The organism is Xanthobacter albus, from assembly GCF_043194895.2.
In the GTDB taxonomy this organism is placed as follows: Bacteria; Pseudomonadota; Alphaproteobacteria; order Rhizobiales; family Xanthobacteraceae; genus Xanthobacter.
Window position 1 is genome coordinate 2,613,680 of record NZ_CM195532.1, and the last position, 13,745, is coordinate 2,627,424.

At 63.0% G+C, this 13,745-nt stretch carries 14 protein-coding genes; 13 read left to right on the forward strand and 1 reads right to left on the reverse strand.

Going from position 1 to position 13,745, the window contains the following annotated elements:
- Window positions 1-53 precede the first annotated feature (53 nt).
- Entirely contained in the window at window positions 54-461 is a 408-nt protein-coding gene (locus tag V5F75_RS11565) for a hypothetical protein (RefSeq protein WP_394034997.1), read from the forward strand.
- A gap of 281 nt (window positions 462-742) precedes the next feature.
- On the opposite strand, the gene V5F75_RS11570 is transcribed toward V5F75_RS11565, so the two are convergent.
- On the reverse strand, window positions 743-1,849 hold the full coding sequence (locus tag V5F75_RS11570) for a helix-turn-helix domain-containing protein (protein WP_394034998.1): 1,107 nt from the start codon (window positions 1,847-1,849) through the stop codon (window positions 743-745).
- Window positions 1,850-2,479: 630 nt separating this feature from the next.
- Here V5F75_RS11570 and V5F75_RS11575 point away from each other — a divergent pair.
- From V5F75_RS11575 to V5F75_RS11630, 12 genes are all read left to right on the forward strand, one after another.
- Window positions 2,480-2,839, forward strand: coding sequence for a DUF3302 domain-containing protein (locus V5F75_RS11575; protein ID WP_394034999.1), 360 nt, complete (start codon window positions 2,480-2,482; stop codon window positions 2,837-2,839).
- A 1-nt stretch (window position 2,840) separates the two neighbouring features.
- Window positions 2,841-4,007, forward strand: coding sequence for an HlyD family secretion protein (locus tag V5F75_RS11580; protein WP_509212062.1), 1,167 nt, complete (start codon window positions 2,841-2,843; stop codon window positions 4,005-4,007).
- A 152-nt stretch (window positions 4,008-4,159) separates the two neighbouring features.
- Window positions 4,160-4,462 carry an urease subunit gamma gene (locus V5F75_RS11585; protein WP_394035069.1) on the forward strand — a complete coding sequence of 101 codons (303 nt, stop codon included), beginning with the start codon at window positions 4,160-4,162 and terminating at the stop codon, window positions 4,460-4,462.
- A gap of 18 nt (window positions 4,463-4,480) precedes the next feature.
- Window positions 4,481-4,891, forward strand: coding sequence for an urease subunit beta (gene ureB / locus V5F75_RS11590; RefSeq protein ID WP_394035000.1), 411 nt, complete (start codon window positions 4,481-4,483; stop codon window positions 4,889-4,891).
- 33 nt (window positions 4,892-4,924) lie between these two features.
- Complete coding sequence (locus V5F75_RS11595) at window positions 4,925-6,643, forward strand: urease subunit alpha (RefSeq protein WP_394035001.1); 1,719 nt, start codon at window positions 4,925-4,927, stop codon at window positions 6,641-6,643.
- Window positions 6,644-6,872: 229 nt separating this feature from the next.
- Window positions 6,873-7,577, forward strand: coding sequence for an urease accessory protein UreE (locus V5F75_RS11600; protein WP_394035002.1), 705 nt, complete (start codon window positions 6,873-6,875; stop codon window positions 7,575-7,577).
- A 41-nt stretch (window positions 7,578-7,618) separates the two neighbouring features.
- Window positions 7,619-8,299: an urease accessory protein UreF gene (locus tag V5F75_RS11605; RefSeq protein WP_394035003.1), complete on the forward strand. Its 681-nt coding sequence runs from the start codon at window positions 7,619-7,621 to the stop codon at window positions 8,297-8,299.
- Between the two features lie 20 nt (window positions 8,300-8,319).
- On the forward strand, window positions 8,320-8,967 hold the full coding sequence (gene ureG / locus V5F75_RS11610) for an urease accessory protein UreG (RefSeq protein WP_394035004.1): 648 nt from the start codon (window positions 8,320-8,322) through the stop codon (window positions 8,965-8,967).
- Window positions 8,968-9,933: an urease accessory protein UreD gene (locus tag V5F75_RS11615; RefSeq protein WP_394035005.1), complete on the forward strand. Its 966-nt coding sequence runs from the start codon at window positions 8,968-8,970 to the stop codon at window positions 9,931-9,933.
- Between the two features lie 16 nt (window positions 9,934-9,949).
- Window positions 9,950-10,945 (forward strand): urea transporter, encoded by a 996-nt coding sequence (yut, locus tag V5F75_RS11620; protein ID WP_394035006.1) that lies wholly within the window; start codon window positions 9,950-9,952, stop codon window positions 10,943-10,945.
- 141 nt (window positions 10,946-11,086) lie between these two features.
- Window positions 11,087-12,268, forward strand: a complete 1,182-nt coding sequence (locus tag V5F75_RS11625) for an ammonium transporter (RefSeq protein WP_509212063.1) — start codon at window positions 11,087-11,089, stop codon at window positions 12,266-12,268.
- 202 nt (window positions 12,269-12,470) lie between these two features.
- Window positions 12,471-13,709: an ArsB/NhaD family transporter gene (locus V5F75_RS11630; RefSeq protein WP_394035008.1), complete on the forward strand. Its 1,239-nt coding sequence runs from the start codon at window positions 12,471-12,473 to the stop codon at window positions 13,707-13,709.
- The last annotated feature ends 36 nt before the right edge of the window (window positions 13,710-13,745 follow it).

Genomic DNA, 13,745 nt, shown 5'->3' on the forward strand with positions numbered 1-13,745 from the left:
GCAGAGTGCGGGGCGGCTTCGGCCGCCCCGTTGAATTGCAGGGGAGCCGCCGAGTGAAACAATTCTCGATACGACTGATTCTAGTCTTGGTGATGGCCTACGGCACGGTCGCGCAGGCTGACGCCGTCCCCGCCGCCACGGGTGAGCCGATCGCCAAGCTTGCCCTTGAATGGTTTGGGCGCATGAAGACCGGCGACATCGACCGCAGCCGGTTGAGCGCCGAATACAACGCGCAGCTCACTGCTGAGGCCGTACATGCCCTATCGCAGTATCTGAACTCTCGCGATTACGGCACGGCGCCCGAAAAGGCGGAAGTCATGGAGCAACGCGCTGGCGACCGCCAGACTGTCTATTTGCTGCGATTGACATTTCCTCGTGGCGATACCGGCAGCATGCTGTTGGGGATGAGCACGAATGACAAGATTACCGGCATCATGATCCTGGGCTTGCCGGGAGACTAGTTTAGCCGCATCAGCAACCTTCCGGTCCGGCCGGGGTTGGTTTCGGGCATCGGGCGCGCCGGCGGTATCGCCGGCATCGTCGCGAACGCCGAGCGGTACGTACCTGCGACCTATTTTCAGGAAAACCTGAAGTCATGTAAAGAATGGGTCCTGCCGGACGGGCCTGCTCTTTGACCGCGGCCGGGCGCCGATCTGCCGCACTGCGGATAGGCGTCGGTGCAATCCGACGATGTGAACAGGGCCCTCGGCTCCGGCCTGGATCAACCGGCGACGGGGCTCTGCTACGGCAGGTCCTGCCCGTTCATCCTGCGAAACTCCGACGGTGAGCATTGCTGCCAGCGCCCGAAGGCTCGCGTGAAATTCGCATGCTCCTCATAGCCCAGGGAGGCGGCGATATCGGCGATGGACATATGGGTCTTGGTCAACAGGTGAATAGCCCGCTTGCGCCGCGCGATTTCTAGTACCTCTCTGTAGAAATAGCCGGCTCTTCGCAGATCGCGCTGAAGTCTCTGAACGCCAACGCCAGCAATGCGCGCCGCGCCATCGATGTCGCTCTGTCCATCGATGAGACGAAGCGCGACGATGGCTGAGAACGAACGCACCGGCTCGGGTGCGTCGGGCAAGATGATGTCATCATAGATGGGGCGCGGCAGAACGTTCACTATTGCCGAGGGGTCTGGCTTTTCACGCCGCGCGTGGGCCAATTGTTCGCGAGAGAAGGCGACCCCCACTCCCGGACGGCCAAACCGGACGGGAGCTTCCACGATGCGTTCGATGTTGAAGGCGCCCGGGTCCTTTCCATAATCGACTTCGATCCAATCCGGCCACCAGTCGGGACCAAGAAAAGGACGCGCAAAGTCGATCATCGGGAAGATCTGATGATCGCTGTGGTGAATGTCGCCACGCAAGGCGCGAATGCGGATAATTCTCCAGACCCAATGGGTATCTTGATGCACCATATCGAAACGATATGCTGCGGCTGCGTGAGCCTGACTGGTTGAGTTGGCAAAGGAAATCGCCTCGTAGAGGCTCGGCGCCATCGAAGCCCGCACAGCCCACGGGCCGTAGCCCGCATATGACATGCGCTTGCCAATCTGGAGACCGAGCGCTCGGTCTCCAAGCATGGAGCCGGCCCGGGCGAACAGGCCGATCAGGGCTCTCGCGGGGACCGGCATGCCGCCGAGTTCTCGCACCGCGATCGGCAGTCCTTCGCTATCGAGCGCTTTCAGCAATGCGCGTTCGCCGGCCCGCTCTTCGAGAAGCTGAGGCAGCGAGCCGAAACCGCTGGCACGAACGAGCGGGACCAATCCGGATTTCTTCATCGCAAGCACTCGCGTAGTTTCAATATGGAGCGTTCGCACGACTTCCAACGGCGCGGTCGAACCCATGGCCACGCACAGTCCTTCGGCGCCTCCAGAACGGCGGCTAGCCGGGGCCGGCAGCGATGCCCACTGCCCCTTGGGCGATATCGCTCTATTGACGCAAAATGATAAGGACCATTGCCTCTTCTAACCTAACATCACATCTGGTTGGCGCAAGCAGGGCGTCCATGTGTCTGTGGCAAAACCCGCCCCCAACAGGTCGTATGCGCATGTGAATTATCCATCTGCAACAGAAAAGAAGAAAACGGAAAATCAGCTGCAAAGCATAAGGCGCGCCACGAAAGATGATCCTATGACGCGAGAGGCTTTGCTGGTGAGTGGAGGCGTATGCTCGGCGGCAGCCGCCAGCAGCGCCGCCATGGCCGATATGAGCCGGCTTCGGGCGCAGGCGAATCTGCCCTTCAAAGAGGGCCGGGCGAGCCTTATGTGGGGCGCGCAACATGGTTTCACTGTCGGTTCACCGCAGATTTACTGGTGCCGCGTAACACAACGCCGCTTCGCCTACGCCAGACGCCGTCGTTCAGGTCGCGGCGGGGAGGCGCCCGTCTGGTTCACACGCCTGCGGCGGATAGCGTGCTGCTCTGCCCAGACTTAAGCCGCCAACAGTCAAGCGTGAAACGAATGTAGAGAGAAGTCATGGGCTTCGTACTGGATGGCTGGGACTATGCCGCACTTTTGGGCCTGAGCATCATAGCTTTATCTGGCCTTCTTATCGTCATCTTCATCCTTGGCCTGCCTGGGCGTATTGCCATTGGGCGAAATCACCCGGAAGCAGATGCGGTCTATACCATGGGATGGCTGGGATTTCTCGGCGTCGTGCCGTGGATCAATGCCTTTATCTGGGCGTTCAAGCCGACTGAAGTCGTTGATCTGCGCTACACACCGCGTCAGGTGAAAAAAGAAACCCAGGAGATGATCGCGCGATTGAAGGGCGCGACGCCGCTTGCGTTTGCGGCCAAGCCCGACGGTGAAACAACTGCAAACATTGACGAGTAGAGTGCGCGACATGATGATCGGAATACTAGTTCTTGCCATCGCCGCCATATTGTTTTGGGTCGTGTTCTTAAAATTCAAATTGTTGCGCCTTACTCCGGGGTGGATATTTGGGTTCAGCGTATTTTTCATCCACCTGGCGTTGATTTTTGTGATTGGGCTGCGGTTTGTCACCCCATATTCCACCAACGCAACGATCATTCAGCATACGATCCAGCTGATTCCGCGCCTGTCGGAGCCCACGTTGATTTCCGAAGTTCTGGTGGAGGACAATACGCCGGTCAAGAAGGGAGACCCGCTGTTCAAATTCGACCGAACGATCTACGAAGCGCGAGTGAATCAATTGAAGGCCCAACTGGCCGAAGCGCAGCAGAACGTCAAAGTCCTCGAAACAAATATTTCCACGGCTAACGCTCAGGTGGAGCAGGCCAAGGCGACCCTCTCCTTTTCGACCACCCAGATGAATGACTATGACATTCTGGTCAAGAAGGGGGTGGGGCGCGTGGATCAGGCCATCAAGTGGCGCGACACTGTGAAGGGGGATACCGCGCGTCTCCGTGGCGCGGAAGCTGAAGCCTTGGTTGCGCGCCTGCAATATGATTCAAACATCGATGGGGTTCATACATCTGTCGCGAAACTCGAGGCGGACTTGCAGCAGGCGCAATATTATCTCGACAATACGACGCTCGCGGCGCCTGAAGACGGCCGCGTGATCAACCTGCAGGTGCGTCCGGGAATGGTCTCCGGCATCCTGCGAATCGGTGGCATTGCCGTCTTGATCGCCGACGAGAATCGGTATCTACTTGCCTCCTTCTTCCAGGAGAATCTCAAGTACGTAAAGCCGGGACAGTATGTTGAGGTGGCATTGGACCTGTATCCAGGCCAGATATTCAAAGGGCACGTGGCGAGTATCTGGAAGGCGAATGGGCAGGGCCAGCTTTTGCCCACCGCCGAGATACCGAAGTTCGAGGCAGCGGATCCCAGCATTCCTCAAGGACAGTATGCCGTGAAGATCGTGCTGGATGACGCCGAGCAATCCAAGTTCCCCATCGGAGCGCAGGGCTCTGCGGCCATCTATACAGACGGAGATCGGGGAGCTTGGGCCGCCTTGCGTAAGGTCGCCATCCGCATGCATACGTGGCTAGCTTGGCTCTACCCGCTCAATGTCTAGAATATTTATCCGTCGTTGGATACAAAAAAATAAGCTATATCGAAACCTGCGAAAGATGTTGTATATCGTCGGCCTCGTTGGAGCCCAGTCGCAAGGCAAATGACGCTGCGGACGCTGGTTCGCATTAGGTGGAATTCAAGGAGGAGGTTGCCGTGCACTTTACACCGCGAGAAATAGACAAGCTTCTCATCCATGTGATGGCGCAGGTGGCCCAGAAAAGAAAAGATCAGGGTCTGAAGCTCAATCATCCTGAAACTGTGGCGCTGATCTCTGTTGCGGCCCTTGATGGGGCGCGAGCGGGCAAGACGCTCGAAGAGGTCATGGAGGCGGCGGGCAAGGTGATTACCCGCGACGACGTGATGGAGGGCGTGGCGGATATGATCCCTTACGTCCAGGTGGAGGCGGTATTCACCGATGGCAGCCGTCTCGTGACGGTTCATTCTCCCATCAAGTGACGCGAGGCGGAGATCATCATGGCTGAGACATCCAAGAGCGCTCCGGTCGGTGGCCTCGTGCTCGCCGATGGCGACATCGAGATCAATGCCGGCTATGCCACCACCACCTTGAAGGTGCGCAACACTGGCGACCGGCCCATTCAGGTGGGCTCGCATTATCACTTCTTCGAGGTGAACGCCGCGCTGGAGTTTGATCGCGAGAAGGCGTTTGGCAAGCGACTCAACATTCCGGCAACCACGGCGCTGCGCTTTGAGCCCGGCGACGAGAAGGAAGTCACTCTGGTTCCCTATCAGGGCAAGCAGCGTGTGCTGGGTTTCAATGGCCTCGTGGACGGCTGGGTCGGCGACGAGAACTACAATGATTATCGTCCCCGGCTGGCCGACGCCATGGAGCGCGTGACCCGCTACGGCTTCAAGAACAAGCCTTGATCCGCCTCAACCGACAGGGAACGGAACTCTGAGATGGCTAAGATCTCGCGGCAGCAGTATTCGGACCTGTATGGTCCCACCACCGGTGATAAGATCCGGCTGGGCGACACCGATCTTTACATCGAGATCGAAAAGGACCTTCGGGTTTACGGCGAAGAGGCGGTCTACGGCGGCGGCAAGACCCTGCGCGACGGCATGGGCTATGACAACGAGCTGACCAGCGCCGCCGGCGCGCCGGATCTCGTCATCACCAATGTCACCATCCTCGATGCGGTGCAGGGCGTCATCAAGGCGGATGTCGGCATCAAGAATGGCCTGATCTGCGGCATCGGCAAGGCTGGCAATCCCTCCACCATGTCGGGCGTCACGGCGGGCCTCGCCATCGGGCTCGGCACCGATGCCATCTCCGGCGAGCATCTCATTCTCACCGCCGGCGGCATCGACGCCCACGTGCATTTCATCTCGCCCCAGCAGGCGGAGGCCGCGCTTTCCAACGGCGTGACGACCCTGTTCGGTGGCGGCATCGGCCCCAGCGACGGCACTAACGGCACCACCATCACCCCGGGCACCTGGAACATCGAGATGATGCTCCGTGCCTTCGATTCCTGGCCGGTGAATGCGGGCGTGCTCGGCAAGGGCAACGGCTCGGCGCCGCTGCCGATCGAGGAGCAGATCCGTGCCGGCGCCATGGGTCTGAAGATCCATGAGGATTGGGGCAGTACCCCGGCGGCGATCCGCGTCGCCCTGAAGGTCGCCGACCAGTATGACGTGCAGGTGTGCATCCATACCGATACCTTGAACGAGGCCGGGTTCGTCGAGAACACCATCGCCGCGTTCGAGGGGCGGACGATCCACACCTACCACACCGAGGGTGCCGGTGGCGGCCATGCGCCCGACATCATCCGGGTGGCTGGCCTGTCCAACGTCATTCCCTCGTCCACCAATCCGACCCTGCCCTATGGGATCAACTCCCAGGCCGAGTTGTTCGACATGACGATGATCTGTCACAACCTCAGCCCGAAGATCCCGACCGACGTCGCCTTCGCGGAAAGCCGGGTGCGCGCCGAGACCATCGCCGCGGAGAACGTGCTGCATGATCTCGGGGCGATCTCGATCCTGTCGTCCGACAGCCAGGCCATGGGCCGCGTCGGCGAGAACTGGATGCGCAGCATCCAGACCGCCGACCTGATGAAGCAGCGCACTGGCGCCTATGAGGGTGACACCTCCGGCAACGACAATGAGCGCGTGCTGCGCTTCGTCGCCAAGGTCACCATCAACCCGGCCATTGCCCAGGGCGTCAGCCAGGTGATCGGCTCGGTGGAGGTGGGCAAGATGGCCGACCTCGTGCTGTGGGAGCCGGCCTTCTTTGGCGCCAAGCCGAAGATGGTCATCAAGGGCGGCATGATCTCCTGGTCGCTCATGGGCGATCCGAACGCCTCCCTGCCGACGCCTCAGCCGGTCATCTACCGGCCCATGTTCGGTGCCATGGGATCGGCTCTCGCCAAGACGCGGGTCACCTTCACCTCGCTGGCGGGGATGGAGAATGGCATCGTCGAGCGCTACCAGCTGAAGTCGCAGGTGATGCCGGTCTATGGCACGCGCACCATCAGCAAGAGTTCGATGGTCCGAAACTCCACCTTGCCCGCCATCGAGGTCAATCCGGAAACCTTCGCCGTCACGGTGAACGGCAAGCATGCCACGGTGGAGCCGGCCAAGCGCATTCCGCTGGCCCAGCTTTACTTCTTCAGCTGAGCGGCGCCGGAGCTGCGGGGCCTCCGCAGCTCCGGCCTGGCTCCCCGTGGAGGGGGAGTGTCCGCTTGGGGTATGGTTTGCGCCGCCTGCGGCGCTTCTCCGATGATCTGGGCGCATTCCGCGGCGCTGGCGTCGTTGGCGGGAAGTTCACGTTTGCAGTTTCATCCACGGGATGCCTGCGGCCTGCGGCGTGGCCGACCAGGACGCGCTCCCCCCCCCGGGAGGCAACATGATTCTGGTCGAGAAAACGCTGGGCAATCTGAGCGACCCCGAATGGCGCGCGCGGGCGGCACAGGCGCAGGTGGATCCGCTGGTGCTCGAGCAGTGGGAGGCGCCGAAGAACCGTCTGCGCAAGGCGAGCGAGGGCGGCATCGAGCTCGCGATCTCCTTGCCGCGTGCGGAGCATCTGCACAATGACGACGTTCTCCATTTCGATGCCGAGAAGCAGGTCATCGTGGTGGCGCGCATCGCCCTGAAGGATGTGCTGGTGATCGAGCTCGATGGGCTGGAGACGTTGTCCCCCATCGAGATCCTGCGGACCTGCTTCGAGCTCGGCCATGGGCTTGGCAACCAGCATTGGCCCGCGGTGATCAAGGGATCCACCGTCTATGTGCCGCTGTCGGTCGACCAGAAGGTGATGGCTTCGGTCATGCGCACCCATGCCTTCCAGCATGTGAAGACCCATTTCGCGCCCGGTGAGGAGGTCGCCGCCAAGCTCGATGCCAACGAGGTGCGGCTGCTGTTCGCCGGAGCCGATGCCACCCCGCATCACCATCACGGTGGCCTCACCGCGTCGCATGAGCATGAGCACGCTCATGTCCATGATCACGACGACGACCACCACCACGACCATGCGCACGGCCACGCCCATGACCATGATGAGGGACACGGTCATGGTCACAGCCATGGCCACTCCCATTCGTCGGGGCGCTGATGATGACGGAGGGAGCCGCAACGCCGCGTCGGTCTCGCGACATGCTGCATCTGGCGCGCCTGATGCAATTCGCGGATTCGACCTTGCCGATCGGCTCCTTCGCCTTTTCCAACGGTCTTGAATCGGCCCTGCAGACCGGCATCGTCCGCGATCCCGCGGGCCTCTTGTCCTATGTGGAGCTGATCCTCCACCAGACCGCGCGCGTGGATGGCGTGGCGCTGCTCCACGCCCACCGGGCGGCGCGGGCCGGTGCCTATGACCGGGTGATCGAGGCGGACCGGGAGCTGATGTGCCGTCGCGTCGGCGAGGAGCAGCAGCTCATGCTGGCGCGCATGGGCCGCAAGCTCGGCGAGCTGGTCATGAAGATCAGCCCCTCGCCCATGCTGGAGCGCTGGCTCGCCGACATCAAGGCCGACACGACGCCGGGATGCTTCCCGGTGGCCCAGGCGATCGTTCTCGCCCATATGGGCGCCGATGAGGCCGAGACCTTCGTGATGCACCAATATGGCGTCGCCTCGATGATCCTCAGCGCCGCGCTCCGGCTGATGCGGATCGACCACCTCGATACCCAGCGCATCCTGTTCACCGGGCAGGCGCGGGTGGAGGATGATTATGAGGCCGTGCGGGAGCTCGGCCTCGACGAGATGGCCTCGTTCGCGCCGATCTTCGACGTGCTCGTGGCCCATCACACGACCACTCACGTCCGCCTATTCATGAACTGAACGCGGGAAAGGACATGTCCATGAAGAAGATCACCCGCATCGGCATCGGCGGCCCGGTGGGCTCGGGCAAGACCGCGGTCATCGAGACCATCACGCCGCGCCTGATCGACCTTGGCATCAAGCCGCTCATCATCACCAACGACGTGGTGACGACCGAGGACGCCAAGCAGGTACGACGCACGCTGAAGGGTGTGCTGGTGGAGGAGAAGATCGTCGGCGTGGAGACCGGCGCCTGCCCGCACACGGCGGTGCGCGAGGACCCCTCCATGAATATCGCCGCGGTGGAGGAACTGGAGGAGAAATACCCGGACAGCGACGTGATCCTGATCGAATCCGGTGGTGATAACCTCACCTTGACGTTCAGCCCGGCGCTGGCGGATTTCTACATCTATGTGATCGACGTCGCTGCCGGCGACAAGATTCCGCGCAAGAACGGCGCGGGCGTCTGCCAGTCGGACATTCTGGTCATCAACAAGAAGGACCTCGCGCCTTATGTGGGCGCCAGCCTCGAGGTGATGGAGCGGGACTCCAAGCTGATGCGCGGCAAGAAGCCCTTCATCTTCACCAATTGCAAGACCGGCGAGGGCATCGACGAGCTGATCCGGCTGATCCTGGACATGGCTTTGTTCGACGTGAAGGTGACCCCGCCGACGGCTGTGGGCGCCTGAATGAGCGTGCGCGAGGCCACCCTGCACCAGACCACGCTGCACGAGCGGCTGAGCCGGCTCGACGCGGCCCGCGAGCTTGCCGGTTATCACGCGCAGCCGGCGCAGATGCGCGCCGCCGCGCCCGGCAAGGTGGGCGAGCTGCGGCTCGGCTTCTCGCTGCGCCATGGGCGCTCGGTGCTGAGCGACCTCTACCGGGTGGCGCCGCTTTTGGTGCAGCAGGCCCTCTATTGGGATGAGGCGATGCCCGAGCTGCCCATCTGCTCGATCATCTCGGTGGGCGGCGGCATTCTGCAGGGGGACCGCTACAAGATCGATATTTCGGTGGGCGCAGGCGCCTGCGCCCTGGTGACGTCGCAGAGCGCCAACCGCGTGCACCAGATGGATGCGAACTACGCCTCGCAATACCAGACGGTCACCCTCGAAGCCGGCAGCTATCTCGAATACCTGCCGGATTTCACCATTCCCTATCGCGGCTCGCGGTTCCTGAACCAGACCGACATCGTCCTCCCTGAAGATGCGACCCTCCTCTACGGCGAGATGATGATGAGCGGGCGCAAGCATCATCATGCCGAGGAGCGCTTCGGCCTGGATCTGTTGTCCATGGCCGTGGCGGTGCACCGGCCGGACGGGCGCAAGCTGTTCACCGAGAAGATCCTGATCGAGAAGGGCGACGCCCGCTTCGACGCTGCCGCAGTCATGGGCGGCTTCGATGCCTTCGCCAACATCATGTGCCTGACGCCGCCGGAGACCGCGGCCCGCATCAAGGCACGATGCGAGACCCATTTCCCGCAGGAAGAGGCGCGCGCCCTGTCGGGTGTGAGCCGCCTGCCCAACGGGGCGGGCCTGATGCTGCGGGTGGTGGGCATCGAGAGCTATGACGTGCGCCGGCAGGTGCGCGATTTCTGGCGGATCGTGCGGGAGGAAGCGCGCGGCCGCACCCTGCCGGAAGAATTCTTGTGGCGGTGATCGCTGGGGGGCGTTGATGTCTGAGAGCAAGGCCAATTTCGCAGTCCAGGTGCTGCGCGGCACCAGCCAGGTCTTCTTCATGGAGAATGCCCTGACGGGCGTGCTGTTCTTCGCCGCGATGGCCTATGCGTCCTATGACACGGGGGTGTGGGCCACCACCATCGGCGCCGCTATCGGCGTGGTGGTCGCGACCCTCACCGCCCACCTTATGGACTGCGATAAGCCCTCCATCTCCTCGGGCCTCTTCGGCTTCAACGGGGTGCTGGTGGGGGCGGCGCTGCCCACCTTCATCGCCGCCTCGCCGCAGTTGTGGGTCTATGTGGTCGTTGGTGCGGCGGCGAGCACGGTCTTCACAGCGGCCTTCAGCGCCACCTTGACCGCCAAATGGGGCATTCCCGGCTCCACCGGTCCGTTCGTGCTCACCGGCTGGCTGATGGTGGCGGGCGCCTATTCCTTCGGCGGCCTGCAGGTCACCGGCGATAGCCCCAAGCTCGCCACCGATTACGTGCAAGGGCTTTCGGCTCTTCCGGCCCCCATTGAGCTGGTGGAGATCTTCTTCCGCAACATCGGCCAGGTCTATCTGCTGGGCAGCTGGATCAGTGGCGTCATCATCCTTGTCGGCATCTTCATCGCCTCGGTGCCGGCGGGCATCGCCGCGGTGCTGGGGTCGCTGGTGGCCACCGTCGTCGCGCTGGGGATGGGGGCGAGCCCGGCGGTGGTGAGCCAGGGCCTCTACGGCTTCAGCCCGGTGCTGACGGCCATGGCGGTGGGTGTCATCTTCCTGAACCCGAGCCTGAAAGTGGGGCTCTACGCGCTGCTGGCGACGGTGGTGACGGTGTTCGTGCAGGGGGCGCTCGACGTGATGGTGGCGCCCGCCGGCATCCCGTCCTTCACCGCCCCCTATGTGCTGACCATGTATTTGTTCATCGCGCCCAAGGATCTCATGGCGCCCCATCCGCACAAGCCTGTGGCGGGCCATCCGGTCGACACGAAGGGCCGCGCGGGGGCCTGATGAAAGCTGTGTCGCGGGGGGCTCTCCCCCGCACCGTTCGTCTGACGCCTCGTCTCTTTTCGCACACCATGGGGGACTGCCATGCAAGGCATTAATGCTGGCGATACAGCCTTTATTCTCTTATGCACCGCGCTCGTGTGCATGATGACGCCGGCCCTGGCCCTGTTCTACGGCGGTCTCGTCAAGCAGCGCGACATGCTCTCCATCATGATCCAGAACTTCGTCTGCATGGGCGTGGTGGGGTTGATCTGGGTGTTCGGCGGATTCAGCCTGGCATTCGGACCCGATATCGGCGGCGTCATCGGCAATATCGTGCCCTATTTCGGCATGTACCACGTGGGCATCCAGCCTAATCCTGCCTACGGGCCGAGCATCCCCTTCATCATGGTGTTCGCCTATCAGATGATGTTCGCCATCATCACCCCGGCGCTGATGACCGGCGCCTTCGTCGGCCGCTTCCGGTTCGGCGCCTATCTGCTCTTCATCGCGCTGTGGACGATCCTGGTCTATCTGCCCGCCGCGCACTGGATCTGGGGCGGCGGCTTCCTGGAGAAGCTCGGCGTGGTGGATTTCGCCGGCGGCATCGTCATCCACACGGCGGCCGGCTTCTCGGCGTTGGTCACCGCCGCCTACCTCGGCAAGCGCAAGCTGGCGCCGGGTGAGAGCGAATCCGCGCCGGCGAGCCTGCCGCTGGTGGCGCTCGGCGCGGGCCTGCTGTGGTTTGGCTGGTTCGGCTTCAATGCCGGCGGCGCCTATGCGGCGGACGCGCTTGCGGCCTATGCCTTCACCAACACCATGCTCGCCGGCTCCATCGCCATGCTGGTGTGGATGTTCTGGGAATGGCGCGGCAGCGGCCGTCCGTCTTTCTCCGGCGTGCTGGTGGGCGCGGTGGCGGGTCTTGCCACCATCACGCCCGCCTCGGGCTATGTGGAGCCCATGGCGGCGCTCGTCATCGGCGCGGTCGGCGCCACCGTTTGCTACCATGCCAAGCATGTGCAGAGCTGGCTGAAGATCGACGACTCGCTGGAGGTCTGGCGGGCCCATGGTGTCGGCGGTCTCACCGGTGCCCTGCTCATCGGCGTTCTGGCCAGCTCGAGCATCAATCAGGTGTCCGCTGGTGTGCATCAGTTGGGTGTCCAGGCTCTGGCGGTGGCGATCGTCGCCGCCTACGCCTCCTTCGTCACCTACATCCTGCTCAAGATTCTGGATGGCGTGGGTGTGCTGCGGGTGTCGAGCTCGGTCCAGGAAAAGGGTCTCGACGATGCCATGTATGGCGAGCGGGCCTTCAACCTGTGGGACATGGAGCGCGATACGTCGAAATGAGCTTTCCGCCCAGGGGTTCTGCCCCCAGGGCGCTATACATGGGAAAGGCCCGCGTGGTCAGCACGCGGGCCTTTGGTGTGGGGCGCGAGCGCTGACGGATGCGTGCACGGCACCTTTCCGGTGACGCTGGCCCAGCCTCTCGCTGGAAAAACGAGGCGCGATGATGTGCCCGTGTGGTGTTGGCTGTTCGCAAAGGCTTGCCATGGACCTGACGCTTCTCATTTTCGTCCTCGTCTATGTCGCCATGGGCGTCGGCCACCTTCCGGGCTTCCGCCTGGACCGCACCGGCGCGGCGCTGGTCGGCGCCATGCTGCTCATCGCATTGAAGGAGATCTCGCCGGCCGCGGCCTGGCAGTCCATCGACTACAACGCGCTGGGCCTGCTGTTCGGGCTCATGGTCATTTCCGCGGCGTTCGGCGTCGCCGGCTTCTATGATTGGGCGGCGCGCGCGGTGGGCGCGCTGAAAGTGGGGCCGAAAAGCCTGCTCGCCATCATGATTGCAGTGTCCGGGGGCCTCTCTGCGCTCTTGACCAATGATGTGGTGGCAGTGGCGATGACACCCATCTTCTGCCAGATCTGCCTCGCCCGGCGGCTCAATCCGGTGCCGTTTCTGCTCGGCTTCTGCTTCGCGGCCAATGTGGGCGCCGCCGCCACTCTCATCGGCAGCCCGCAGAACATGATTGCCGCCGAGATGCTGCACCTGTCCTTCACCGGCTTCATGGCGGTGGCGGCCCTGCCGGCCATCGCCGGCCTGCCGATCCTCTGGCTGGTGCTGGTGTTCTTCTATCGTGGCCGGTGGGATCTCGTCGCCGCTGCCGGTGCGTCCGTTGACACACCGGCGCCCGCGCCGGTGACGTTCGACCTCGGCGAAACCCTCAAGGCGGCGCTGGTCACGGCGGGGGTGATCGTCGCCTTCGTCGCCACCGATTGGCCGCACATGCTCATTGCCCTGTTCGGCGCCAGTCTTCTGCTCATAAGCCGCCGCGTGACGTCGGAGGCCCTGATCCGGCGGGTGGATGGCGACCTGCTGATGCTGCTGATCGGGCTGTTCATCGTCAACGCGGCGGTCGCCGCCACAGGGTTGCCGGGCGATCTCCTGGCGGCGCTGCGGGGCGTCGGGCTCAATCTGCATGATCCCATGTCCATGCTGGTGATCATGTCGGTGTTGTCGAATATCGTCGGCAACAATCCCGCCGTGATGCTCGCCGCGCCATTCCTGACCGGTGCGGAGCACCCTGAAGCCCTGGGGGCCGCCATTGCCCTGGGCACCGGCTTCTCCTCCAACGCCATCATCTTCGGCAGTCTTGCCGGCATCATCGTCGCGGAACAGGCCGGCGCCCGCGGCATTCGCATCAGCTTTGGCGAATTTGCGAAGTCCGGATTGCCGGCCTCGCTCATCTGCCTGCTGCTGGGGGCGGTCTGGATCCTCTATCTGCACTGAGGCCGCGGCGCAGCCTCAGCGGCGCCACCCGGTGCG

Coding starts and splice junctions, on each gene's coding strand:
- V5F75_RS11575 (WP_394034999.1), top strand. CDS start 2,480: ATGGGCTTCGTACTGGATGGCTGGGACTATGCCGCACTTTTGGGCCTG.
- V5F75_RS11570 (WP_394034998.1), bottom strand. CDS start 1,849: ATGGGTTCGACCGCGCCGTTGGAAGTCGTGCGAACGCTCCATATTGAA.
- yut (WP_394035006.1), top strand. CDS start 9,950: ATGTCTGAGAGCAAGGCCAATTTCGCAGTCCAGGTGCTGCGCGGCACC.
- V5F75_RS11630 (WP_394035008.1), top strand. CDS start 12,471: ATGGACCTGACGCTTCTCATTTTCGTCCTCGTCTATGTCGCCATGGGC.
- V5F75_RS11625 (WP_509212063.1), top strand. CDS start 11,087: ATGATGACGCCGGCCCTGGCCCTGTTCTACGGCGGTCTCGTCAAGCAG.
- V5F75_RS11605 (WP_394035003.1), top strand. CDS start 7,619: ATGCTGCATCTGGCGCGCCTGATGCAATTCGCGGATTCGACCTTGCCG.
- V5F75_RS11600 (WP_394035002.1), top strand. CDS start 6,873: ATGATTCTGGTCGAGAAAACGCTGGGCAATCTGAGCGACCCCGAATGG.
- ureB (WP_394035000.1), top strand. CDS start 4,481: ATGGCTGAGACATCCAAGAGCGCTCCGGTCGGTGGCCTCGTGCTCGCC.
- ureG (WP_394035004.1), top strand. CDS start 8,320: ATGAAGAAGATCACCCGCATCGGCATCGGCGGCCCGGTGGGCTCGGGC.
- V5F75_RS11595 (WP_394035001.1), top strand. CDS start 4,925: ATGGCTAAGATCTCGCGGCAGCAGTATTCGGACCTGTATGGTCCCACC.
- V5F75_RS11615 (WP_394035005.1), top strand. CDS start 8,968: ATGAGCGTGCGCGAGGCCACCCTGCACCAGACCACGCTGCACGAGCGG.